At 61.4% G+C, this 21543-nt stretch carries 22 protein-coding genes and 1 tRNA gene; 12 read left to right on the top strand and 11 right to left on the bottom strand.

What is annotated here, in order from left to right; genetic code table 11:
• Positions 1 to 25: 25 nt before the first annotated feature.
• Complete coding sequence (locus SH292x_RS18930; protein WP_442482587.1) at positions 26 to 1228, bottom strand: aldo/keto reductase; 1203 nt, start codon at positions 1226 to 1228, stop codon at positions 26 to 28.
• A 252-nt stretch (positions 1229 to 1480) separates the two neighbouring features.
• Between SH292x_RS18930 and SH292x_RS18935 the strand changes: the two genes are divergently transcribed.
• The 3 genes from SH292x_RS18935 to SH292x_RS18945 all read left to right on the top strand — a co-directional run bounded on the left by SH292x_RS18935 (position 1481) and on the right by SH292x_RS18945 (position 3487).
• Positions 1481 to 2695 (top strand): vWA domain-containing protein, encoded by a 1215-nt coding sequence (locus SH292x_RS18935; protein ID WP_442482588.1) that lies wholly within the window; start codon positions 1481 to 1483, stop codon positions 2693 to 2695.
• Positions 2696 to 2813: 118 nt separating this feature from the next.
• A complete protein-coding gene (locus SH292x_RS18940) occupies positions 2814 to 3068 on the top strand; it encodes a type II toxin-antitoxin system HicA family toxin (RefSeq protein WP_442485870.1) in 255 nt (84 codons plus the stop codon).
• Entirely contained in the window at positions 3065 to 3487 is a 423-nt protein-coding gene (locus SH292x_RS18945; protein WP_442482589.1) for a type II toxin-antitoxin system HicB family antitoxin, read from the top strand. The genes SH292x_RS18940 and SH292x_RS18945 overlap by 4 nt, the downstream gene beginning before the upstream one ends.
• Before the next feature lie 8 nt (positions 3488 to 3495).
• Here the strand turns inward: SH292x_RS18945 and SH292x_RS18950 are convergent, their stop codons facing one another.
• Together SH292x_RS18950 and SH292x_RS18955 are read right to left on the bottom strand one after the other, a co-directional pair.
• A complete protein-coding gene (locus tag SH292x_RS18950; protein WP_442482590.1) occupies positions 3496 to 3852 on the bottom strand; it encodes a DMT family protein in 357 nt (118 codons plus the stop codon).
• A 149-nt stretch (positions 3853 to 4001) separates the two neighbouring features.
• Positions 4002 to 4083 (bottom strand) — tRNA-Ser (locus tag SH292x_RS18955).
• A gap of 316 nt (positions 4084 to 4399) precedes the next feature.
• Here SH292x_RS18955 and SH292x_RS18960 point away from each other — a divergent pair.
• Positions 4400 to 4693 carry a hypothetical protein gene (locus SH292x_RS18960; RefSeq protein WP_442482591.1) on the top strand — a complete coding sequence of 98 codons (294 nt, stop codon included), beginning with the start codon at positions 4400 to 4402 and terminating at the stop codon, positions 4691 to 4693.
• Between the two features lie 44 nt (positions 4694 to 4737).
• On the opposite strand, the gene SH292x_RS18965 is transcribed toward SH292x_RS18960, so the two are convergent.
• Positions 4738 to 5364 (bottom strand): hypothetical protein, encoded by a 627-nt coding sequence (locus tag SH292x_RS18965; RefSeq protein WP_442482592.1) that lies wholly within the window; start codon positions 5362 to 5364, stop codon positions 4738 to 4740.
• Positions 5365 to 5700: 336 nt separating this feature from the next.
• Between SH292x_RS18965 and SH292x_RS18970 the strand changes: the two genes are divergently transcribed.
• Positions 5701 to 5967, top strand: coding sequence for a Trm112 family protein (locus SH292x_RS18970; RefSeq protein WP_442482593.1), 267 nt, complete (start codon positions 5701 to 5703; stop codon positions 5965 to 5967).
• Between the two features lie 241 nt (positions 5968 to 6208).
• A complete protein-coding gene (locus tag SH292x_RS18975) occupies positions 6209 to 6550 on the top strand; it encodes a histidine triad nucleotide-binding protein (RefSeq protein ID WP_442482594.1) in 342 nt (113 codons plus the stop codon).
• A 226-nt stretch (positions 6551 to 6776) separates the two neighbouring features.
• Here SH292x_RS18975 and SH292x_RS18980 read toward each other — a convergent pair whose 3' ends face one another.
• The 3 genes from SH292x_RS18980 to SH292x_RS18990 form a co-directional block, all read right to left on the bottom strand.
• On the bottom strand, positions 6777 to 8231 hold the full coding sequence (locus SH292x_RS18980; protein ID WP_442482595.1) for an oxidoreductase: 1455 nt from the start codon (positions 8229 to 8231) through the stop codon (positions 6777 to 6779).
• A 186-nt stretch (positions 8232 to 8417) separates the two neighbouring features.
• Positions 8418 to 9374 carry a lipase family protein gene (locus SH292x_RS18985; RefSeq protein WP_442482596.1) on the bottom strand — a complete coding sequence of 319 codons (957 nt, stop codon included), beginning with the start codon at positions 9372 to 9374 and terminating at the stop codon, positions 8418 to 8420.
• Positions 9375 to 9576: 202 nt separating this feature from the next.
• Positions 9577 to 11133, bottom strand: coding sequence for a hypothetical protein (locus SH292x_RS18990; protein ID WP_442482597.1), 1557 nt, complete (start codon positions 11131 to 11133; stop codon positions 9577 to 9579).
• Positions 11134 to 11290: 157 nt separating this feature from the next.
• Between SH292x_RS18990 and SH292x_RS18995 the strand changes: the two genes are divergently transcribed.
• The 6 genes from SH292x_RS18995 (at position 11291) to smc (ending at position 18736) form a co-directional block, all read left to right on the top strand.
• Positions 11291 to 12268, top strand: coding sequence for a DnaJ C-terminal domain-containing protein (locus SH292x_RS18995; RefSeq protein ID WP_442482598.1), 978 nt, complete (start codon positions 11291 to 11293; stop codon positions 12266 to 12268).
• Entirely contained in the window at positions 12262 to 12570 is a 309-nt protein-coding gene (locus SH292x_RS19000; RefSeq protein ID WP_442482599.1) for a hypothetical protein, read from the top strand. Before SH292x_RS18995 ends, SH292x_RS19000 begins: the two co-directional genes overlap by 7 nt.
• 10 nt (positions 12571 to 12580) lie before the next feature.
• On the top strand, positions 12581 to 12913 hold the full coding sequence (rnpA, locus tag SH292x_RS19005; protein WP_442482600.1) for a ribonuclease P protein component: 333 nt from the start codon (positions 12581 to 12583) through the stop codon (positions 12911 to 12913).
• Between the two features lie 4 nt (positions 12914 to 12917).
• On the top strand, positions 12918 to 13154 hold the full coding sequence (yidD, locus tag SH292x_RS19010; protein WP_442482601.1) for a membrane protein insertion efficiency factor YidD: 237 nt from the start codon (positions 12918 to 12920) through the stop codon (positions 13152 to 13154).
• 188 nt (positions 13155 to 13342) lie between these two features.
• Positions 13343 to 15103, top strand: coding sequence for a flagellar basal body P-ring protein FlgI (locus SH292x_RS19015; protein WP_442482602.1), 1761 nt, complete (start codon positions 13343 to 13345; stop codon positions 15101 to 15103).
• Positions 15104 to 15148: 45 nt separating this feature from the next.
• Positions 15149 to 18736 (top strand): chromosome segregation protein SMC, encoded by a 3588-nt coding sequence (gene smc / locus SH292x_RS19020; protein ID WP_442482603.1) that lies wholly within the window; start codon positions 15149 to 15151, stop codon positions 18734 to 18736.
• Between the two features lie 120 nt (positions 18737 to 18856).
• Here the strand turns inward: smc and SH292x_RS19025 are convergent, their stop codons facing one another.
• The 4 genes from SH292x_RS19025 to SH292x_RS19040 all read right to left on the bottom strand — a co-directional run bounded on the left by SH292x_RS19025 (position 18857) and on the right by SH292x_RS19040 (position 21533).
• A complete protein-coding gene (locus tag SH292x_RS19025; protein WP_442482604.1) occupies positions 18857 to 19228 on the bottom strand; it encodes a hypothetical protein in 372 nt (123 codons plus the stop codon).
• Positions 19229 to 19232: 4 nt separating this feature from the next.
• Positions 19233 to 20075: a succinate dehydrogenase iron-sulfur subunit gene (gene sdhB / locus SH292x_RS19030; RefSeq protein WP_442482605.1), complete on the bottom strand. Its 843-nt coding sequence runs from the start codon at positions 20073 to 20075 to the stop codon at positions 19233 to 19235.
• Positions 20076 to 20158: 83 nt separating this feature from the next.
• A complete protein-coding gene (locus SH292x_RS19035) occupies positions 20159 to 21247 on the bottom strand; it encodes a WD40/YVTN/BNR-like repeat-containing protein (RefSeq protein WP_442482606.1) in 1089 nt (362 codons plus the stop codon).
• A 13-nt stretch (positions 21248 to 21260) separates the two neighbouring features.
• Positions 21261 to 21533 carry a MoaD/ThiS family protein gene (locus tag SH292x_RS19040; RefSeq protein WP_442482607.1) on the bottom strand — a complete coding sequence of 91 codons (273 nt, stop codon included), beginning with the start codon at positions 21531 to 21533 and terminating at the stop codon, positions 21261 to 21263.
• Positions 21534 to 21543: the final 10 nt, after the last annotated feature.

Consider the following 21543-nt stretch of genomic DNA (forward strand, 5'->3'; position numbering starts at 1 on the left):
GGAGTATACCACAGGCCGCATCGGCTTACCCGCCCTCGCTCAATCGCTTCCGCTCCACCCCGCCCAATAACTCGTGCGTCTCGGCGAGCCACTCGCGAATTTGTTTCGCGAATGGCGAGGGTTTCACCGCGGCGTCGAACTTTTCTTCGCTGATCGAGTCGAGGTTCGTCGCGTTCAGGCCTTCGAACCAGTGGCCGCCGTTGCCTAAGAGGTTGTAGCGCATTTGGCCGTACTCGACGAGGTCGTAGGCGAGTGCGAGGTTTCGGAGCCACAGCATGATCTGCATATTCATGTAGCCCGGCGAGCTCTCCCAATCGGGCAGGCCCTCGGCGAAGCGTGTGGCTAGCTCGGGACCCACGGCATCCATCATCGCCTTGTCCAAACGCTCGACAATGGGGCCGATGTGATCACCGGCTTGTTCCAAGAGTTCAAGGCTCGATATCTGCAAGTCGAAATCGCTCGGCTTCGAGGCACCGAGGCTTAGCGTGTGGACTTCGGGACGGGCGAGGCAGAACAGGCTGTTGAACACGATGGGGTGGAGTGGGTCGCAGAGCTTTACTAGCTTGTCCGATGGTTTGTAGAGCAATCCACCCTTGTCGTTGGGCGAGATGATGAACACCCCCATGTCGAGCTGCCGGGCGAGCTCGACGGCGGGCCAGTTCGATTGGTTAATGTAGTACCAGTGGAGGTTCACGTAATCGAACCCGCCGTCCCCTTCGTGCCGCAGCGTATCGACGATCGTGGGGAGCGATGCATGCGTTGAGAAACCAATGTGCCGAGCCTTGCCCTCGGCTTGCAAACGCCGCGCGACGCTGAGGCATCCGCCGGGGCGGATTGATTGCCACATCAGCTCGTGGTTGTTGATGCCATGGATGGCAAGCAGGTCGACGTAGTCGAGGTTCAGCCGCTCGAGCGATTCTTCGAAGTGCTTTTCAAACACCGCAGGATCGGCTTCGGGGGCGATCTTGGTTTGGACGATCAGCTTCTCGCGCGGAAAAGTTGGCAAAATCACGCCGAGCTGTCGCTCGCTGGAACCATAGCCCCGGGCGGTCTCGATGTGGTTGATGCCCAGTTCCACCGCGCGGCGGATCGTGGCTTCGAGATTCCGCTGGTTTTCGGCCTCGACATCGGCCAGCGGCATGTCGTCCCACGATTGCTGATAGCGCATGCCTCCGCAGCTAAAGACGGGCATTTGAAGGCCGGTGCGGCCAAAGGTTCGGTAAATCATGGGGGTTAGTATAACGCGATTGCGACCTCCTCTGAAGCGAGCCGGAGTGTCCGCGCTCCCGGAATGCTTGACGATGGCGTGGCGTTACTTACTTCTGGCTTTCCGGGGTCGGGGACGACCCGGCTCACACGATTCGCGATGGATTGGTCATTGGTAATTCGAAATTGGTCATTCACTAGGGAACTCTCCCACGGTTCGCCGCGTCCAAGTCGTGTGTCGCGAATATTTCCCGTCGTTTCTGGAGCCCTCGTCATGCGTACGCTCGTCGCCGGTGCTGTGTTGCTAGCAAGTTGGTCCCCTGCCCCACTGGTGCAGGCCGAGGAGGTTTCGACGGTTCGGCCGGCTTCGAACGTCGTCGCAGTGCCCGTGGAAAAGACAGAGGTTAAAGTGGCGGAGAAGCCACGGATTGAGATTGCGTTGCTCCTAGACACGAGCAACTCTATGGACGGGCTGATCAATCAGGCGCGGACCAAGCTGTGGAAGATCGTCAATGAATTCGAAACGGCCCAGCGCGATGGCCAGCGCGCCGACGTGTATGTCGCGCTCTACGAGTACGGCAACCAAGGCCTGCCGGCCGAGGGCGGATTCATTCGCCAGGTGGTGCCGCTGACTTTGGATCTCGACAAGATTTCCGAGGAACTCTTCGCTCTTAAAACCAATGGCGGTGATGAATACTGCGGGCAGGTGATCGCCAAGGCGGTCGACGAACTGGAGTGGAGCGCTGACAAGGCCGACCTGCGGTGCATCTTCATCGCCGGCAACGAGCCTTTCACGCAGGGTTCCGTTGATTACAAAGAGGCTTGCCGCCGTGCCGCCGACAAGAACATCACGGTGAGCACCATCCACTGTGGCAACCACGACGAGGGCGTCAACACCATGTGGGCGGACGGGGCGAAGCTCGCCGATGGCAGCTACATGCATATCGACGCCAACCAGGTCGAGGTGCACGTCGACGCTCCGCAGGACGAGCGATTGGCAGAGCTCAACGCGCTGCTCAATGGCACTTACTGCGCGTACGGCGAAAAGGAAGAGCGTCAGCTCGCCGCTCAGCGGCAGGTGGCGCAGGATGAACTGGCCGATAAGGCCGCACCGGATGCGTTCTTTTCCCGTGCGGCGACCAAAGCCGGAAGGAACTATCGCAACTCGAACTGGGACTTGGTGGATGCGGTAAAAGAGAAGCAGGTGAATCTCGCGACAATTGATAAGGTCCAGCTTCCCGAAGAGCTTCAAAAACTTTCGCCGGACGAGTTGAAGGCCCACGTCGATAAGCTATCGGCCGAGCGGGAGAAAATTCAGGCCGAGATCAAGACGCTATCCGCCGAGCGCGAGAAGTACGTAACCGCGGAGCGCGTGAAACTTGCGGCCGCGGGGGCACCGTCGCCCGACGCTGCGCTGGACCAAGCGATCGTCGAATCGGTGCGTGAACAGGCGGCCGAGCAGTCGTTTGAGTTTGTGCCGGAGAAATAACGTCGCAAGCCCCGCAGCCCCGACCAAGCTTGGTCGGGGCTATTGGGATGGCAATTCATCAAAGTGCGCTAAATGCGAATCTTGACAATAGTATCAATGCATGATACTATTTAGTTCCATGGGACCGAAGCACCACCGTACGCTGGCGGCAATCTTCGACGATCCCGTCCGATCGAACATTGCGTGGCGGGATATAGAATCGATGCTTGAGGCAGCTGGGGCAGAGATCACCGAAGGGAACGGTTCGCGCGTGCGAATTGCACTCAATGGCGTTCGAGCTGTGTTCCATCGGCCACATCCGCAAAAAGAAACCAACAAAGGTGCCGTCAGGTCAATGCGACGCTTCCTGGCCGAGGCAGGAGTTTTGCCATGATTGAATACAAAGGATACCTGGGCAAAGTTGAGTTTGACGACGAAGCGGCACTATTTCACGGCGAGGTGATCAATACCCGCGATGTGATTACCTTCGAGGGCGATAGCGTAAGCGAATTGACGAAGGCTTTTCACGAATCGGTCGACGATTACCTGGCCTTCTGCGAAGAACGCGGCGAGACTCCCGACAAACCGTTTTCAGGCCAATTCGTGACGAGGATCTCCCCGGAGCTACACCGGCAGGTGAACGTTGCCGCTGCCGTCTCGGGGAAGAGTCTCAATGCCTGGGTTACCGAGCAGCTGCAGTCGGCTGTCCAGACCATCAGCGCGAACAAAGCATCCGGAAAGAAAGCTGCCAAGAAGACCAAGGCAGCCTCGAAGCTTGCTTCCCCCAAGAAGAAATCTCGGCGGCGCGCCTAGGTTGGCGATCACCCTGCCGTCGCGACGTCGCGGAACATAAAATACACCGCGCCGCACAGACACAGTCCGGCCCACAGGTAGTCGAGCTTCAAGGGCTCTCGCAGGTAGAACACCGCGAACGGCACGAACACCGACAGCGTGATCACCTCCTGGATGATCTTCAGGTGGGCGACGCTCAGCACTTGGTGGCCAATGCGGTTGGCGGGGACCTGGAACAAGTACTCAAACAGCGCGATGCCCCAGCTCACCAGCGCGGCGATGATCCACGGCTTGTTCGCCAGGGTCTTCAGATGGCCATACCAGGCGAAGGTCATAAAGACGTTTGAAATGGTCAGCAGCAGGACACACAGCAGTATTGGCCGCATGGGAGTTCCTTCTCGCCTTTGGTTGAATTCTGAGCGTCGATGGTTCGCGGACCGCGTTGCGGCCCAGCTACTAGGAACCTTCTGCCATTTACGAAAATAGCCCCGAGCAAGCTTGCTCGGGGCTATTCGCGCTAATCTTCGCGTTAGAGCGGAGGGCAAGGGACTCGAACCCTCAACCGGTTACCCGGCAACTGATTTCGAATCAGTCTGCTAGCCATTCGCTTACCCTCCAGCGTGAAGATCGCGGTCACCCCCTGGGAGGCGATCGGTCTCCTCGTGCGAACAAGCAAGTTTAACGAGACGCCCCCAACGAGGCAAGAACGCCATTCTCGGCCCCGTTCGCCCGAAAAACCGGCACTTTCGGCACGATGCCCCGCCACTCGCGCCCGAATGTGCGGCTCGCACGCGGCGCGAGGAATCTGCCGGATGACCGAATGACTCGCGTGGCGGTAGGCAGGTTCGCTCGTCCTCAGCTTGCTAGCGTCCGTGGGTCGATACTGGGTCTATCCTCCCTCTCCCTCCCGAAACACGTCCGAGTATCGCCAGCATGGAACCGACCATTCGCATCGTCACCCGCGGCAGTAACGGCGAGATCCGATCCAAGGATTACACGCACACCGACACCGTGCTGAAGATGCACACGCAGATCGGCATCGACGATTGCAGCACCGACCTCGCACTGCGTGGCATGCCGGTGTTCCGCGGGTTGATCGGCCCCATGCCCGAGACCAAGGGCATCGTGCGGTACGAATCGCCCGAAGTGTTCGAGACGCTCACCAAAGAGTGGAGCTCCACGATCGGACCGAAAAGTCGCCGCCGTCGCCGGGCTGTTACGGAGTAAGGGGCTGTGGGCTCTTGGCTGTAAGCTTTAGGCCAGAGCTTGGGTTAGCGATACCGATTCGTCGTATCGCTACCCGAACTCCACTGACTTGCCGTGCGAGGTGGATCGCTTTGCATCTGCTGGCCACCAATGGGCGTGAGTTGCGGACGGCTTGCGATGGCCGTGGCTGGTTGCGACGCAGGAGCGGTGCTTGGTGCGACGGAAATAGCAACGCGGCTGACCACTTCTTCGTTTACGGCTTTGTAAGTCGTCACCGGTGTTTGCACGGTTCGCGTGCCAGCGACCCATTGGGTGCTGGTCACCGGAACCTGCACCGTGGCTGGACGGCTTTCCCACCGCGTGAACGGTTCGAGCTGGTGTTGCCAGTACGGTTCGCTGAAGGGATTGAGAAGTCCTCGCCGCCGCGACACCCAGCGATACTCGGTGACCGGGGTGAGGTGAGTTTGCTGGTAGCTTTGATAGGTCGTGGAAACCTGTGGCGTGTAAACTTGCTCCTGCCGAGTCTGGTACTCGGTGGTCGGCAGCATCCGCTGGGTGACGGTTCGTGTTTCTTGATAGGTGACGCCGTCGGCTCCCTGGACGATTTGCGAAGTCGATTGACCGCTAGCAGCGCAGGTGACCGAGGCGAGACAAAGCGAAGCGAGAGCGACTGTTCTGTTCCGGTAGCTCATGGCCCGATTTCCCTCCCTGGACATCGAGTTTGTGGGATTAGGGGTAGCATGTCCGCACGACGCGCCTACCCCTTTGCTGGGGCGCGCGAGCGATCCGCACCGTTTCGGTATCGGTTCGACCAACTCGGTCGCATGACCGCCAAGTTGGTCGGTGATGCACCGATTCCCGGATAGATTGGAGCAACTCGTTGCTCGGCTGGACTTTAGCCCGCTTGCCGAGGCTTGCGGTTTTTTTCCGGATCGATCAGCCTAGGGACATCCAAGAGATATGCCGCTCGGTTTTCAACAAGGCCCGCAAGCTGGAAGCTTACGCCACACTTGCCTGCATCGATAGCAATGATTCCTCACCTCGCACTCAGTCACCTCCGTTGCCCCACCACCGGTGGGGTGCTCGAATGGATGCCCACCGAACAGCTGAGCGCCGTGCATCGCGAGATCGCCGAGTCGAGCTTGGTGAACCGCTCGGGCGACTTAGTGACCGAGCAGCCCAGCGCGATGCTAGTGTGCAAAGCGGCGCGACTCGCTTACCCTGTGCTGCGCGGAATACCGTTGCTGACTACGGGCGAAGCGATCGACCTCGGGCAACTGGCGGAGGCTTCTTAGCCACGGATCAACACGGATGAAACACGGATGAAAAGAGAGGGAACACTAATCTGCGCTAATCCTCGCTAATCTATTAAATACCGACTTGATAGATTCTTCATTAGCGAAGATTAGTGGATATTAGTGTTCCCTTATTCCTTCTCATCGGTGTTTGATCCGTGCGCATCCGTGGCTAAATACTTTCCTTGCCTCACCAAGAGCCCGTACTAATCCATTCTTTCCCCGACGTGAGACGCCAACCATGGCCGGTACCATCTTCAAAAAGATCATCAACAAAGAGACTCCCGCCAAGATCGTCTACGAGGACGATCAATGCCTGGCGTTTCACGACGTCGCGCCGCAGGCGCCGACGCATGTGCTGGTGATTCCGAAGAAGGAGATCGAATCGCTCGACGATCTAGCCGACGAAGACGAGGCGCTCATGGGGCACATCTGGATGGTCATCCGCAACTTGGGCCGTGAGCTAGGTCTTGGCGATGGTTACCGCGTGGTGGTCAATTGCGGCCGCGACGGCGGGCAATCGGTCGACCACCTGCACTTTCATGTGCTCGGCGGGCGAAGTCTGAAGTGGCCGCCGGGCTAGTGGATGACGAAGCTCGAATGACGAAATCTTGAAGAACACTAATCGACGCTAATCTTCGCTAATAACGATTAGTGGGTATTAGTGCAGATTAGTGTTCCCAAAAGTCCTTAGCGTCTTTGCGCCTTTGCGTGAGACAAGAAGTACCTGCGTTGAGTGAAGGGGCGAGATTCTTCGGTCGCTAGGGCTCCCTCAGAATGACACAATTCTATTCGTCATTCGGATTTCGTCATTTTCCTTTCATCTCTCCCTTGATCTCTACGAGCTGCTGGTACTCCGGCATCGCTTTGTAGAACGGATCGAGCGGGTAGCAACCGCTCACCAATCCATTGCGGGGCGCGGTGGTGCAGTCGCTGAAGGTGCGGCAGATTTTTTTGTTGGCCAGTTCTCGGCCGGCGATCACGTCGGCCGGCATGTCGGGGTAGCTCAGCACCATGCGGCCCAGGCCGACGAAGTCGGTCTTGCCTTGCCGCACCGCGGCTTGGCCGACGTTCGGTAGCCATTGCTGCAAGTACGTGTAGCCTGACCCTACGACGGCAAGCCTAGGACAGGCCGCCTTGAGTTTTGCGGTGATGGCGATCTGCCGGGCGACGCCGACCAGCGGGTCCTCGGGGGGCGAGTAGCCGTCGGACGGCGGGAAGAGCGCGGGGCGTTGGTAGTGGGGATTGTAGTAGGGACTTCCCACCGAGATGCACACCAGCGGGATATCGAGTTCTTCGAGGAGCTTCAAGAACTGAATTGGTTCGGCGTAGTCGACGTCGAGCCCCGTGCCATCGCCACCAAAGGCGTGGGCGTACTTGCCATCGGGCTCGAACTGCGGCACGCCCGTGCCATCGTCGCCGGGGCGGAATGGCGGCCAATCGACCGCGCTCAAGCGGACCGAGAACAACAAGTTGGGCCGCGCGGCGCGCAGGCGCGAGACGACTTCGCGAAGGAATCGCGTGCGATTCTCAAAGCTGCCGCCGAACGGTCCGGGGCGATCGAACGCACTCAGAAACTCATGCCCCAAGTAGCCGTGACAATGCTTGATGTCGACGAACTCGTAGCCCATGTCCGCCGCGGCGATGCCAGTGCTGACAAACTGGCCGATGAGGGTTTCGATCTCGTCGTCGGTCATCACGTGCAGCGTGTCTTCGACGTGGAACTTCTTATCGAGCACCGGGTGACGATAAAGCACCTGCGGCTCGAGCTTCTTCCCATTGGGCCGGCAAAACCGGCCGGAGTGGGTGAGTTGCAAGCCGACGAGCAGGTCATCGGTGGAGCCGAAGTGCTCGCGGTGTTCGTCGACCAAGATAGTCCGCAGGTCGGCGATGCCCTGGGCGCTCTCGTCGTTCATCCAGACTTGGTTCGGATTCGCCCGCCCCGAGTGGCACACGGCAACCGCCTCGCCACCCCAAATGAGTTTCGCGCCGCTGAGCCCGAAGTTCTTCCATCGCCGGCGTGTGAGGTCCGACGGCGTGCCATTGGGCTCGCCATCCCAACCCTCCATTGGCAGGATGCAGAACCGATTGCCAATCTTCCGCCCCGCCACTTCATACGTTTGCCCCAAAGGCGAATCGGGCCCCGACTCGAGCACGGCATCGAACGGCATTTCCACACCGAGCGACGCGAGATGAGCTTGAAAATCCTCCGCAGTCCGAAGTTTGGCAACACGGGGATAAGGCTTCGCTGAGGCAGTGGTCATAGGTGTGAATGGGCAGTGGGCAGTAAAGGCGAGCGGGGCCCGTCAGGGCCGTGGTCGATTGGAAGTAGTTTGAAGTTCGTAGTTGGAAGTTGTCAGTGACGGATCACCTCAGGGCATCGGGCTCAGAGAGCCCTCCCACAGAGTTCCCTACATTTGGTCATTGTTAATTCGCCATTGGTCATTTCCTCAACCTTGCTTCGGCGCCTTCGCGACGTGGTCTTTCGCCTGGGCGTGGTCGACGTAGTGGGGGTAAGGCACCGAGCTAGCGCGGCGTTGTTGGAGGACTTCGGCCAGGTTCTCGCGGTCGCGGGCGGGTTCGTCTTGCTCAATCGCTCGCCAAATGGCCTCGATGTAGCCGACGAGATTGTGATCGGCGAAGTGATCGACGCGGAAACGCTTGAGGCCCTTGAAGAACCCCCGCACCTGATCGCGAAATCGCCACCAGCCCTTCAGGTTGCGAATCTTACCGCGATTGTCGAGGTAGATCTCGCGTCCCGAGTGGCGATAGCCCATCCATCGCGGCGGGACGCGCGGCACGATGTCGTTGTTGTTCACCCAGCGATAGTAGTTCATCCGCACGTGGTTCACGTAGCGACCATCGCCGACGCGGGGCGCGCCGTACGTGAAGAGGCCTTCGGGGTTCGAGGCGATGTGCGACAGCTTGCAGCGGCCGGCACAGATTGCCGCCATCGCGCCACCAAGCGAATGACCTGCGAACCACACGGGGCGCTCGTTGTTGAGGAGCGCCTGTTCGAGCCGGGGCCACAGTTCGTCGACTTCGTATTTGAACCCACGGTGCACACGCCCCACCGTTTCGCCCACTGCCCACACGGCGTCGAGATCGGCGCGAATGTCGTTCCAGTCGTGCGGCTCGGTGCCACGGCACACCACCACGGCGTCGTGTTCGTTGCCGAGGATGTAACCCTGGGCGCCGTCGCGATCGTAGAAGCGGACTTCGTGAAGGCCCATCTCGTTGGCGAACGTGCCGGCCTCGCCGCGGGGCATGTAGGAGATGTACGACAACTCGGCGAACAACAGGGACTGCCGAAGCAGGCTCATCTCAGAAATCGGACCAACCAGCACCGAGCGCAAGGTGAAAGTATTGGCGTCCGTTTGCACCGGTGCTTTCGATTCCGTCGCCATGCTCGTCCCATCGCTTCGCAGCCGCGTCTCGCATAAAGCACATCGAACTCGTCCGAGAGCCCGCTCTTGCGTCCGCGATTCTACCCGGCGGAGGATAGGCTCTCAAGCGATGCCAAGAGTTAGGCCACTTGGCGTAAGCTTCCGACTGCTGATATTTGTCCAACCAACGCTTGGCAGGCAGAATGCTGAATCTCGGCGAGTGCTAATCGGCGTTCGCTCGCTTACTTAGATCCTCGAAGTACCGCCGCGTGCTGGCAATCTCGTCGTCAGTACAAGACCGTTGGGTCGGCTTGCGAGCTGCGAGTTCGTCGAGCCAAGTGAGGAAAAAGTCGACCGACTCACGACTAACGCGGGGGCCATCGGACGATTCGACGTAGTAGGGTGCCGTGAGTGCGAACTGTCGGCGATCGGTGTTGCCTGTAGCGGCGCGGATGGCGAACCAACCGCTGCCGTCGAACTGCACAGGCGGAAGCTTGCCCCCTTTGGCCGCCCAGTCCGAGAGCCGAATTTCCTGATCGACCGATCCGTTTTTCAAGATTTCGAGATACTCCACGGTGTCGCGGCTCGCCATGTTCAGCGCGATTTGAAAGTCGATTGTTTCGCCTGGCTCGATGGCGAACGTTGTACCAGGCGGGTCACCACTCACGCTGGGTCGCACTAGCGGGCCATTGGTGATGACCACCGCGCCGTGGTCCACGGCTTGCCACCACGCTTCGGGGGTGAAGGAATTGGAAAGGTACGCATAAGTGCGATTGGTGCCGAGCGGGCTTTCGTTCGCGCCCGATCCACTCCCGGCAAGCGGCGCGAGTTCGATGCCGCAGTTGAGCACGTGGAAGTAAACGCTCTCGCCCCAGCGGACGAGGTCGCGCTTCGCAGGGAAGAAGCTCTTGTCGCGTGGCCGGCCATTGGGATCGCGGTCGACCACTGCCGCGTATTCGCTCTGGCGGGTGAGCACGCAAATGCCATCGAGTTCGCCACTGGCGACCCACAGCGGTAGCTCCCACGCGGTTGGACTTGCGGCCACAGTGTGAAGGCCCGCTTCCTTCGCCGCGCGAATCACGGCGAGCGACGTAACTCCCTCTTTCAGTTCGAGCGGGGGCTTCTTCATGGGCTCATCCGCGAACAGCAGCAGCGATCCACCGGCCAGCTCCACCAGCGCTGCCGTCGGCCCCACTTCGCGGCCCGCGGCGTGAGGATCATCGCTGTCCACCGGTTTCACCACCATGGCGTGCGATTCGGTCCACTTGGTGCCGTTGAACGTCCAGGCGATAGTCGGCGCGTAGTGAACTCCTTCGGCGGCAGCGACGATGGGGAGGTCGCGGGCGTGACGCAGGATGTCTAAGTCGCCGGCGAACCAGCCTTCGTTCGCCAAGTTCGCGAATCTACGCACCTCGACCGTCTTGGCATCGTCGGCGTAACGGTCGATTTTGAAGTCGCCTCGCTGAGTGCGGTACTCAGCACCCGCGTCCATGTGGAAGGTGTAATCACCCCGCCGAAGTCCCAGCGTTGCCGAGCCCGGCAGGTAGAAGTGCTCGCCGAGCGCCGCGGTGCCGACGTTCTTGAGCCGCACCGGTCGCCCGCGGGAATTCAGCAGCTCGACCCGCACCGGCACCGGCTGGCGGGTTTCGCTATCCACGACTTCGAGCCGCAGCTCGCCATCGGGCGCAGCGGTGGCGACTGTCGGGAAACCCACGCTGATGGCCAGTATCAGGACAAAGGCCGTGATCAGGCCGTGTAATCGGCAAGACAGGTATTTCATGCCTAAAGTCTAGCACGCCCGGGGGCGCGAGGCCGGCGGAAACAGTCGCTACAAAACGTCCGAAAACCGGCTAGAATAGTGAGGCCCCCCGCTGGGCGGCGTAGCCCTCAAGGAGTTACGCGCCTCGATTCCACCCTTTCGTCTCGATCCGCATCGCATGGCACAAGATCCTTACCAAGTTCTGGGAGTCGACAAGAAGGCGACCCAAGAGGAGATCAGCAAGGCTTACCGCCAGCTCGCGCGGAAGTACCACCCCGACCTGCACCCCGACGACGAGAACTCGAAGAAGAAGTTCCAAGAGGTCCAAGCGGCGTTCGAAGTACTCGGCGACGAGAAGAAACGGCAGATGTACGACCGCTACGGCGCCGGATACGAGTCGATGGGCGGTGGCCCAGGCGGTGCACGCGGACCCCGGCCACAAGGCTGGCCTGGCGGTGCGGCACCAGGGGGCGAGTACGCCGACTTCGATCTCAACGACTTGTTTGGGGCCGGGGGTGCGGCCGGCATGGGTGGTGGTGGATTCGCCGATTTGTTCAAGCACTTTGGCCAAGGCCGCGGTACGCAGGCACCACCTCGCAGCGCGCCCGAGCGCGGCCATGACCTTGAGTACGAGTTGACGGTGCCCTTCAACACGGCGATCAAAGGGGGCGAAGCCTCCGTGTCGCTCCGCCGCGGCAGTGGCAAGAACGAAACGATCGCCGTGAAGATTCCCGCGGGTATCGAAGACGGCAAGAAGATCCGACTACGCGGCCAAGGCGAAGAGAGTCCGATGGGGGGGCCCGCGGGCGACATTCTCATCACCGTCCGCGTGGCGCCTCATCCACACTTCACGCGCACCGGCAAACGGCTCGATGTCGAAGTGCCGGTCACACTAGCCGAGGCAATCGAAGGGGCGAAGATCGATGTCCCGACCCCCCACGGCACGGTGTCGATCACCATTCCGCCGGGCACTTCGAGCGGCAAAAAACTGCGCCTACGCGGCCAAGGGGTAAAACCAGCGTCCGGCGAGCCCGGCGACCTGTACGCCGAAATCGAGATCGTCCTGCCGACGAATCTCACCGACGAACAGCGAAGCGAGCTTGCCGCGATTGCGAAGACCGACACGCGGAATCCCCGCGCTGACCTGCGATGGTAAATCAACTTTTCTCTTCGTTCTTGCTCCTTGCCGAGAACGCCGACGACACGGTACTCGAGCGATTGGATCCCGATCGCCGGGCCGCGGTGATCGCGGCATTGGTGGGGCTCGTCCTATTGGGCACTCTGCTAGTGGTGGTAGCGATGCTCGCTGGGCGATGGGCGCGACACCGCCCGAGTCAGCGGAAAGAGCGGTTCACCGGCGGCAAAGCAGCCAGCTTCGGTCCACCACCCCGCGAGCCGAAGGGCCGCCAGAACGAAACCCTCGCCGACCAACCCGGCGAAGGCGAAACCAAGGCGTAGGCAACTCATCGTGCGGCATTCGTTTCCCAAATCGCACCGCCTGCTCGCTTCGGCCGACTTCGACCGCGTGTTCGCCGCGCGCAAGAGTCGCGGCGACAAACGCCTAGTGGTCTACCTGCTGCCGAACGACTTGGGGCACCCACGCTTGGGCCTCGTCGTTTCGCGGAAGGTTGGTGGCGCCGTGGTTCGGAACCGCTGGAAGCGACTGCTTCGCGAAGCGTTTCGCCTGCATCAGCAGGACCTGCCGGCGATGGACATCGTGTGCCTCCCCCGCCCTGCTCACACACCGACGCTCGAGTCGCTTGCCGAATCGCTAGTCGGGCTCACTTACCGGCGGAGGTAGCGTGGTGAAATTTCTTCGCCTGCTAGCACGCCTGCCCGCGTACGCGCTCATCGGATTGGTGCGGATTTATCAGAAGTGCATCAGCCCGCTGCTCGGCCCGATGTGTCGTTTTCAGCCTTCTTGCAGCGAGTACTTTATTCAGGCAGTGCTGAAATACGGGGCGATTCGCGGCAGTTGGCGAGGTTTGCGCCGAATCGGACGCTGCCATCCGTGGCATCCTGGCGGGTACGATCCACCGTGATCGTTGCTAGCACGGGGCGCGTCTACAAGGTTCTGACTACATCGCCTTGACTGCTACTAGCGAGCCAGTTACTCTTGGCCCGCTAAAAATTATGCGGGGCAGGGTTTGCGCGCAGGAAGCGCGACGAAGCTTGCTCTACCGATTCACGCTAACGTGGGCGAAGAACTCGCCCGAGGGAGCACCCCAGCATGACGCGACGGGCCCGCTTATCACGATTGAATACCAGCCGCACCGTGCTGCAATGCGCGACGATTGCGATCCTTTCCACATCGGTCGGCTGCATGAGCTTGATCTCGCTGCCCGGCATGCCGGGGCGTGACAAGGCTGATAACAAAAAGACGCTCGAAGAGCTGACCGACGACACGCCCGACTTGATTGGGAAGTTCACGCACCCGTTTGGCATGGACTACGTGAAGGTCGAGTCGATCTCGCTTGTCACCGGACTTGCCGGCACGGGCGAAGATCCCCCGCCGACGCCGCAGCGTGCCTCGCTGATGGGCGAGATGAATCGCCGCCGCATCGAAAACGCCGAACAAATCATGGCCTCGCCCAACACGGCGCTGGTGCTGGTCCGCGGCTTCTTGCGCCCTGGTATTCAAGAAGGCGATCGCTTCGACATCGAAGTCCGCGTCCCCACCAAGAGCGAAACCACCAGCCTGCGTGGCGGTTGGCTGATGTCGGCACGCCTCACCGAACTTGCGGTGCTCGGTGCTCAAGTCCGACAGGGTCACGTGCTCGGCGTCGCCGAGGGTGCGATACTGGTCGACCCCAGCGCCACCGGCGAAGCGGGCGAACCCTACGCCACCCGCGGCCGTGTGCTTGGCGGTGGTCTGGCCGTGAAATCCCGACCAATGGGTCTGGTGATCGACGACCGCTACAAGTCGGTGCACCTATCGGCACAGATCGAGAAGAGCATTAACGACCGGTTCCACAAGCGAATCGACGGCCACAAACGTGGCGTCGCCAAGGCGAAGACCGACGAGTTGGTCGAAATCGCCGTGCACGATCGCTACAAGGACAACGTCGGTCGCTATGTCCGCGTCTTGCAAAGCATTACCGTCACCGAAACGGCTCGCAAGCGGCAAGAACGCTTGGTGACGCTCGGCAGCCAAATCCTCGATCCGCTGACCGCCGGTTCGGCAGCGCTGCAACTCGAGGCCATCGGCGACGACCAAGCCAGGGAGCTGCTGATGCAGGCCCTCAAATCGTCGGACACCGAAGTGCGTTTCTACGCTGCCGAATCGCTGGCCTATCTCGATAGCACCGCCGCCGTGGAGATCCTTGCCGACGTGGCTCGCAACGAACCGGCCTTCCGCATCAACGCGATGGCCGCGCTCAGCGCGATGGACGACGTCACCGCGTTCGAAGCGTTGCACGGACTGTTGTCGGTGGAGAGTGCCGAGACGCGATATGGTGCGTTCCGTTCGCTGTGGGCGATGAACCAGCACGATCCGCTGATCGCCGGCGAGGACATGAATGGTGCGTTCACGCTGCACCACTTGGACGTCGAAGGCACGCCGATGATTCACGTCACCAACAGCCATCGTCCCGAGATTGTTTTGTTCGGCAAGCAACCGCCACTCAAAATGCCCATGATGCTCGACGCCGGCACCGGTGTCCTAGTAAACGGCATGCAAGGCGGCCAACTGACGGTGAGCAAGTTCCGCACAGGCGACGAAGCCGATCGGCGGACGATTCAACCTGAGGTCCACGAGCTGATTCGTGCCATCGTCGACCTGGGTGGCACGTACCCCGACGTTGTGCAAGCCTTGCAGGAAGCCCAGAAACAGGGTGCCCTCCAATCGCGACTGCGAGTGGACGCATTGCCTCAGCCCGGTCGCAAGTACAAACGCGACGGCGAAGGCGAACCGGTCGACACGGGCACCGAGAAGCGATCGTTCGACCTCGCGACGCCACTTCCCGACCTGTTCGGAAAGAAACCCCGCTAGCCCAACGGAAAGTACCACGCCCTTCGTCCCTCGCACTTCCCAACGATGCTCAAAGCGCTCGAATTAGCCGGCTTTAAGAGCTTCGCGGACAAGACGAGGTTCGAATTCCACGACGGAGTCACCGTCGTGGTGGGGCCGAACGGCTCGGGCAAGTCGAACGTCGTCGACGCGATCAAGTGGGTGCTCGGTTCGCAAAGCGCAAAGTCGCTGCGCGGCTCGGAGATGACCGATGTCATCTTCAACGGCTCGGGCTCCCGCGGCGCGCTCAACGCGGCCGAAGTGACCCTGGTGCTCGACAACGCCCAAGGAATGTACGGCGGCGAAGCCCGTGGCCGCGAAGTGGCCATCACTCGCCGGGTCTATCGGAGCGGCGAGGGCGAGTACCTGATCAATGGTGCCGCGTGTCGACTCAGGGACATTCGCGATTTGCTGGCCGGCACCGGTATCGGTACCGAAGCCTACAGCATCATCGAGCAAGGCAAAGTCGACGCCTTGCTTCAAGCGTCTCCCAAAGACCGCCGGGCGATCTTCGAAGAGGCAGCCGGCATTAGTCGCTTTCGCGCGAAGCGGCAGGATGCCGCCCGACGGCTCGCGCGCGTCGAGCAGAACCTGCTCCGCCTTTCTGACATTGTCGACGAAGTCGAAAGCCGGTTGAAGAGCGTCCGCCAGCAGGCAGGCAAAGCCCAGCGGTATCGCGAGGGCGTGAAGCGGTTGAAAGAACTGCGGACCGAGCTTGGCGTTGCCGATTGGTTTCGCCTCGCGCAGCGGATCGACAACGTGGCGGCGGAGCTGGCCACCTTCACCAGCGAGGACGACGAGCGCCGCGAGTGGATGGAAGCCGCGGAGCGCGAGCTGCCAGAACTCGACCGCGCGGTGGCTGAGGCCCAGGCAGGGTGCGAAGTGATCGACAAGCAGATCGCCACCCTTCGCGAGCAATCGGTGAGTACCGAGGCGACCATCGCCGGCCTCGCCGGCCGCGAAGAGGACATCGCCGCGAGCATCACCGCGCTCGAAGAACAGTGGAAGGCGGCCATCCAACCGGCCCCCAGCGAGTCGGCCGATGGCGATTCGATTCTCGCCAAACTGGAAGTCGCCCGTAGCGAGTACGACGCAACGAGCCGCAATCTGGCCGACGCGATGGAGCGGTTGTCGGTGGACGCGACGCTGGCCGAGCGACTGGGAGCCCAGGTCGACGAACTCGCCAAGCGGCTTGCGGCTCTCGACCATCGGCATCAATTGGCACAGCAGAAGCTCGAGGCATCGTCACGTCGAGAGCAAGAAGTGGCCCTGCAGCGACGGAGCGTCGACACCGAGATGTCGCCCATTGCCGAGCGGATGGGCCTAGCGTCTCGATCCGCGGTGAAGCTTCAATCCGAGTACGATGTCGCGCAGCGTGTAGTTGCCGAGCGTGACTCGCTGCTGGTTGATTTGCGACAATCGCTGGAGGCGGGCGAAAAACGGCTCACTGAGGTTCGCCGCGAGTGCCAGCGTGCCGAGACCGAACTCGCCACGGGCAAGCATCGCATCGAACTAATCGGCGAGCTCGATCGTCAGCAACAGACCTCTGGCGAGCGAGTCCGTGAGTTTCTCACCAAGACGCTCGGCGTTCGCCCGGTGGCGGTGGCCGACGTGTTGCATGTCGATGTCGATACCGCGCCGATCATCGAAGCGGCTCTCGGCTCACTCGCCGAGCATTTGGTCGTCCCCTCGACCACGCGTCTGCTGGATCACGGCCGCGACTTGCCGCCGGGCGCGCGACTGATGCGGCTCGACTGGCGGACCCCCATGTCGGCGATCGACCAAGTGGACCTGACCGGCGAACCGGGCGTTTGGGGACGTGCCGACCAGTTTGTCGACAGCGATCCCGAGCACCAGCCGCTGGTGCGGCGTCTGTTGGGGCGAACCTGGATTGTCGACACCCTCGCGACGGCCAATCGTTTGGCGCACTCGTCGGGCCACGGCTTGCATTTCGTCACCGCCGATGGCGACGTGCTTGGTGCCGACGGTACGTTGGTCACCGGCCGGCGTGATGAAGCCCGGGCGTCGTTCACGCGCCGTCATAACCTGGAAGAACTCCGCACGCAGGTAGCCCAGCTCGAACCACTAGCCCAACGCTTGGCGCGCGAGCAACACGAACTCGAGCGGGTAACACGCAGCCAGCGCGAACAGCTTGACGCCGCGATGAACGAAGATCGCGATACCCGTGAAACCGCGTCGAAGCTCCGCGAGCAACTGGCCGCCGCAAATACCGCGGTCGAAGCGGCCCGGCAGCGTCTCGACGACTTGCAAGGCCAGGCGGAGAAGCTCGACCGCGAGCGGGAGCAGCTCGCCACCGAAGAAGCGAATACCCGCGAGATGGTGGCGACCATCGCCACGCAGCGTGTCGGGCTCGCCACTTCCTTGGACGAGCTCCGTCAGCAGTTCGCCAGCGCCACCGCGTCGCAGCTCGAAGCTAAGGAACTGGTGTCGCGGCTCGAAATCGACACGGCGAAGCTCCAGCACCAGATCGAGATGCTCGAGCAAGCGGCCATTCCGGCGGCTGGTGCTGCGGTGGATCTACGGGCCGAGCTGGATCGCCAGCGCGAAGCGCTCGAAAAACGCCGTGCTGATATTGAGCAGCAACGGATCGCAGCCAGCGAGCAACTGGTGCTACTTACGGCTCAACTCGAAGCAATCACCCCCACTCGCGAAGCCGAGCTTGCCAAGCGCGAACAGGCCCGCGAGCGACGCGACGCCCTGGCCCAGCGACTGCAAGCGGCTCGTCGTGGTGTGGACGAGACGCTCGCCCGACGCGCGCAGGTGGAGTTGTCGCTCGCGAAACTGGAACACCAAAGGCAGTCGCTCGTCGACCGGCTGAAGGAAGACTACGAGATCGATCTGGTCGAAGTAGCCGCCGAGGCACCGGGCGACCGACCGGCAATCGATCGCAAACAAGCGGAGCAGGAGATCGAAGAGCTTCGCGAAGGTCTACGTCGCATTGGTGCGGTGAACACCGACGCGCTGGAGGAACTCGACGAGATCGAATCGCGTTTCGAAGCGATCTCGGCTCAGTACAACGACTTGTCGCAGGCCAAGGCGAACCTTGAACGGTTGATGAACAAGCTGAATACCGAGAGCCGGCAGTTGTTCCTGTCGACCGTGGACATCGTTCGCGGGCACTTTCAGGAGTTGTTCCGTCGGTTGTTCGGCGGTGGCGAGGCCGACATCATTCTCGAAGAATCGGAGAGCGACGACGCCATGGAGTGCGGTGTCGAGATCCGCGCCTGCCCGCCGGGCAAGGACACGCGAACCATTTCGCTGCTGTCCGGTGGCGAAAAGACGATGACCTGCGTGGCGCTACTGCTTGCCATGTTCCGCAGCAAGCCGAGCCCGTTCTGCGTCCTGGACGAAGTCGACGCCGCCCTCGACGAAGCGAACGTCGGCCGGTTCACGGGCGTGCTGTCCGACTTCCTGTCGTCGACCCAATTCGTGGTGATCACGCACTCGAAGAAGACGATGACCGGAGCGAACACACTTTATGGCGTCACTATGCAAGAGTCGGGCATCTCGAAGCAAGTGTCGGTACGTTTCGACGACGTAACCGACGACGGCTTCATCAAGCCAAGCGCGACGTATCGAGCCAAGGCTGCTTAGAGAAACCAGCAACTGGCTGTGGGAGGGCTCTCCGAGCCCGATTGGCCTTGAAGGGCATGGGATTATTGATCTGGGGGCTCGTGGAACTCGTCCCCAGCCACCCAGAGTCCATCGTGAATTCTACTCTTCGGACTGCTCGCGGGCTTCGGCAGCCTTCTGCCGCATCTGCTCTTCGAACGAGCGATCGAGCACCGAGGCGGGGAGACCAATGTCGGTCAGCCCGGCTGAATCGCCCTCCAACGGGCACGCACCCAGCGGACAACCACCAGTACCGCAGTCTCGTTGACTGCCGCAGCAACCTTGCGACCAACTCTTTGGAAGGTGACTGGAGAGGGACGCGGTCCACTCCGGCGCGGCGTAGACAATCGCGTTGCCGGCGATCACGCCCAATAGCAGCGTGCCAATCGCGGTGCGAAGCGCTCGCAGTCCGCTTGACGTGCCTTGGGGAACTTCGGAAGTCGAGTCGGCGGTGGTTTCTTGTTCGTCGTTCATGGTTCTACCGATCAAAGATTTTCTTGATGGCGTACACAGTAGTCTGTCGGCCTGCGCGGGCGATCGACGTCGTGAGTGGGATACTCTTCGGGCACACCGCCACGCAATTTTGGGCATTGCCACATGCCTGGATACCACCGGGGGCCATCAGGGCTTCCAGTCGCTCGTTGGCGATCGCGGCACCCGTTGGATGGCGATTGAACAGCATCGCTTGGCTGATCGGCGCGGCACCGATGAACTCCGTGCTTTCGGCGGCTATTTGGCGAGCCTGATGCTCTTCCGGAGTTTCGTTGGGATGCGGCTTTACTTCCACCTTGGAGTACTGGGGGCACGCATCCAGGCAGCACCCGCAGGTCATGCATTCCGACAACGGGTAGCGAACTTCTTGCGAATCCTGCGACTCCAGCGGCCCGGCGCCGCGGTCGTAGTAATCGTCCACCGGCACCCACGCCTTTACCCGCTCCAGGGCGCGGAACATTCGCGAACGATCGACCACCAGGTCGCGAAGCACCGGGAACTTAGCCATCGGCTGCAGTTCAATCTCCCCATCGTGCTCTTCCAGCAACCGGTCGACCAGCGCCGAGCACGACTGCCGACAACGGCCATTGATGACCATGGTGCAAGCGCCGCAAACCTCTTCGAGGCAGTTGCAGTCCCAAGCGACCGGCGTGGTCTTTTGGCCTTCGGCGTTGTGGGCCATCGCGGCGATTTTCTGCAGCACGCTGATGACGTTCAGGTTCTCTTCGTAAGGAATGCGGAACGTCTCCCATCGGCTGGGCTCGCCCGGAGCCTGCTGGCGAAGAACACGCACGTCGAACGATTGCCGCTTGGTGGCGGATGGATTCATTGTTGGATTTCGTTATCAGGGTGAATTGCGAACCATTGTATTGTAAGTCGTCGGCGGCCAATGGCCAACCGAAGTTTGGGGACTCAGTCGGCGGGACCCCAGGTTACCGCATAAATCGGAGGTAAATCCTTGGCGACTGCCAGCCACGTCTCGCCGCGGTCGTCGCTGACGTACAGGCTTCCGCATGCGGTGCCGAAGGCCAGTCGATCTCCTTCGGCCACCAGTCCATGTCGAAAAGCGAAGTCGTAGCAGTCGGTTTGGGGCAAACCTTCGCGGAAAGTCTGCCAGGTCTCGCCGCCATCGTTGGTTCGGCACACGGCGAGCGCCCGGTCGACCGCTACTCGCCGCTCGTCGGCATCCGCGGGAACGATCCAAGCGGTGAGTGGATCCTTGGCGTCGCACGCAATCGCGAAGCCGAAGTGCGGAAAACTACCGGCCACGGAAATCGCCTGCCAGTGGTCACCGGCGTCGGCGGTGCGGAAAATGCCGCAGTGATTCTGCTGCCACATCACCCGGCGATCGGCCGGACACTGAACGATCAAATGGGGATCGTGGCCGACTTGGGTCGACGGATCGGGGAGGAACGTGGCGCTGAGTCCCTTGTTGCGTGGCTCCCAACTTCTTCCGCCGTCGGTGGTTTCGAACATGCCGGCACAGCTGATGCCAACGTGCAGGTGCTTTGGAAGATCGGGGTCGACGAAAATGGAGTGGATGCCGGGCGCGGGGAATCCACCACCGAACCAATGGTGCTCGCGGGTCGGATGGTTCCAGAGCCCTTCGCACAGTTCCCACGACATGCCGCTGTCCGTGCTCGTGAAGAGCCCACCTGGCACGGTGCCGAGGTACAGACGCTCGGGCTCCTCGTCGCGGCCGGGAACCAAGGTCCACAGGTAGCTGACGCTTGCGGGCTCGCCTGGCTTGAGCTCCGAGCCCTCGGGCATGGCCGGCGCGGCGACTTCTTCCCAAGTTTGCCCCTGATCGTGCGAGCGCTGCAGTTTGACGCCCCAATGGCCGTGATCGAGACACGCCCACCACAGCTTGGTGCGTGGGTCGACCATCGCGTTGCTGACATGAACGCCAACGAACGCTTCGCCCCTGCGGTGCCAGCTACCCTCCGAGCACTCGTAGGTAAGCAAACCTTTGCGAGTCGATAGGACGAGCGTGTTGGACATCGCAATGTTCCCTTTAACCGCCAGACAGCGCTTGCATGACGAAGATCGTGCTCGAAGGTTTTACGGCGTCGGACAGCCCCCGGCGATCGCTGGCCCAGTCGTTGTCGATGAACAAGTTCACGTGTTGTCGTAGCGAGCCCTGATCGTCGAGCAGGTAACGGCGGATGCCGGGGTACTGTCGATCGAGATCATGGACCACCTCGGCAAGGGTCGAGCCCGCCGCTTCGCACTCGCCCGGCACGGCGAACTGGTTCGTCAGGTGCTGGGCGATCACGATCTTCGGCATGACTCGAAAC

The organism is Aeoliella fuhlenseeensis, assembly GCF_052161615.1.
In the GTDB taxonomy this organism is placed as follows: Bacteria; Planctomycetota; Planctomycetia; order Pirellulales; family Lacipirellulaceae; genus Aeoliella.

Coding starts and splice junctions, on each gene's coding strand:
- SH292x_RS18965 (WP_442482592.1), bottom strand. CDS start 5,364: ATGAGCTACCGGAACAGAACAGTCGCTCTCGCTTCGCTTTGTCTCGCC.
- SH292x_RS18995 (WP_442482598.1), top strand. CDS start 11,291: ATGGCACAAGATCCTTACCAAGTTCTGGGAGTCGACAAGAAGGCGACC.
- SH292x_RS18950 (WP_442482590.1), bottom strand. CDS start 3,852: ATGCGGCCAATACTGCTGTGTGTCCTGCTGCTGACCATTTCAAACGTC.
- smc (WP_442482603.1), top strand. CDS start 15,149: ATGCTCAAAGCGCTCGAATTAGCCGGCTTTAAGAGCTTCGCGGACAAG.
- SH292x_RS18990 (WP_442482597.1), bottom strand. CDS start 11,133: ATGAAATACCTGTCTTGCCGATTACACGGCCTGATCACGGCCTTTGTC.
- SH292x_RS18935 (WP_442482588.1), top strand. CDS start 1,481: ATGCGTACGCTCGTCGCCGGTGCTGTGTTGCTAGCAAGTTGGTCCCCT.
- SH292x_RS19015 (WP_442482602.1), top strand. CDS start 13,343: ATGACGCGACGGGCCCGCTTATCACGATTGAATACCAGCCGCACCGTG.
- SH292x_RS19025 (WP_442482604.1), bottom strand. CDS start 19,228: ATGAACGACGAACAAGAAACCACCGCCGACTCGACTTCCGAAGTTCCC.
- SH292x_RS19000 (WP_442482599.1), top strand. CDS start 12,262: ATGGTAAATCAACTTTTCTCTTCGTTCTTGCTCCTTGCCGAGAACGCC.
- sdhB (WP_442482605.1), bottom strand. CDS start 20,075: ATGAATCCATCCGCCACCAAGCGGCAATCGTTCGACGTGCGTGTTCTT.
- SH292x_RS18960 (WP_442482591.1), top strand. CDS start 4,400: ATGGAACCGACCATTCGCATCGTCACCCGCGGCAGTAACGGCGAGATC.
- SH292x_RS19035 (WP_442482606.1), bottom strand. CDS start 21,247: ATGTCCAACACGCTCGTCCTATCGACTCGCAAAGGTTTGCTTACCTAC.
- SH292x_RS18985 (WP_442482596.1), bottom strand. CDS start 9,374: ATGGCGACGGAATCGAAAGCACCGGTGCAAACGGACGCCAATACTTTC.
- SH292x_RS18940 (WP_442485870.1), top strand. CDS start 2,814: ATGGGACCGAAGCACCACCGTACGCTGGCGGCAATCTTCGACGATCCC.
- SH292x_RS18970 (WP_442482593.1), top strand. CDS start 5,701: ATGATTCCTCACCTCGCACTCAGTCACCTCCGTTGCCCCACCACCGGT.
- SH292x_RS18980 (WP_442482595.1), bottom strand. CDS start 8,231: ATGACCACTGCCTCAGCGAAGCCTTATCCCCGTGTTGCCAAACTTCGG.
- SH292x_RS19040 (WP_442482607.1), bottom strand. CDS start 21,533: ATGCCGAAGATCGTGATCGCCCAGCACCTGACGAACCAGTTCGCCGTG.
- SH292x_RS18945 (WP_442482589.1), top strand. CDS start 3,065: ATGATTGAATACAAAGGATACCTGGGCAAAGTTGAGTTTGACGACGAA.
- SH292x_RS18930 (WP_442482587.1), bottom strand. CDS start 1,228: ATGATTTACCGAACCTTTGGCCGCACCGGCCTTCAAATGCCCGTCTTT.
- SH292x_RS18975 (WP_442482594.1), top strand. CDS start 6,209: ATGGCCGGTACCATCTTCAAAAAGATCATCAACAAAGAGACTCCCGCC.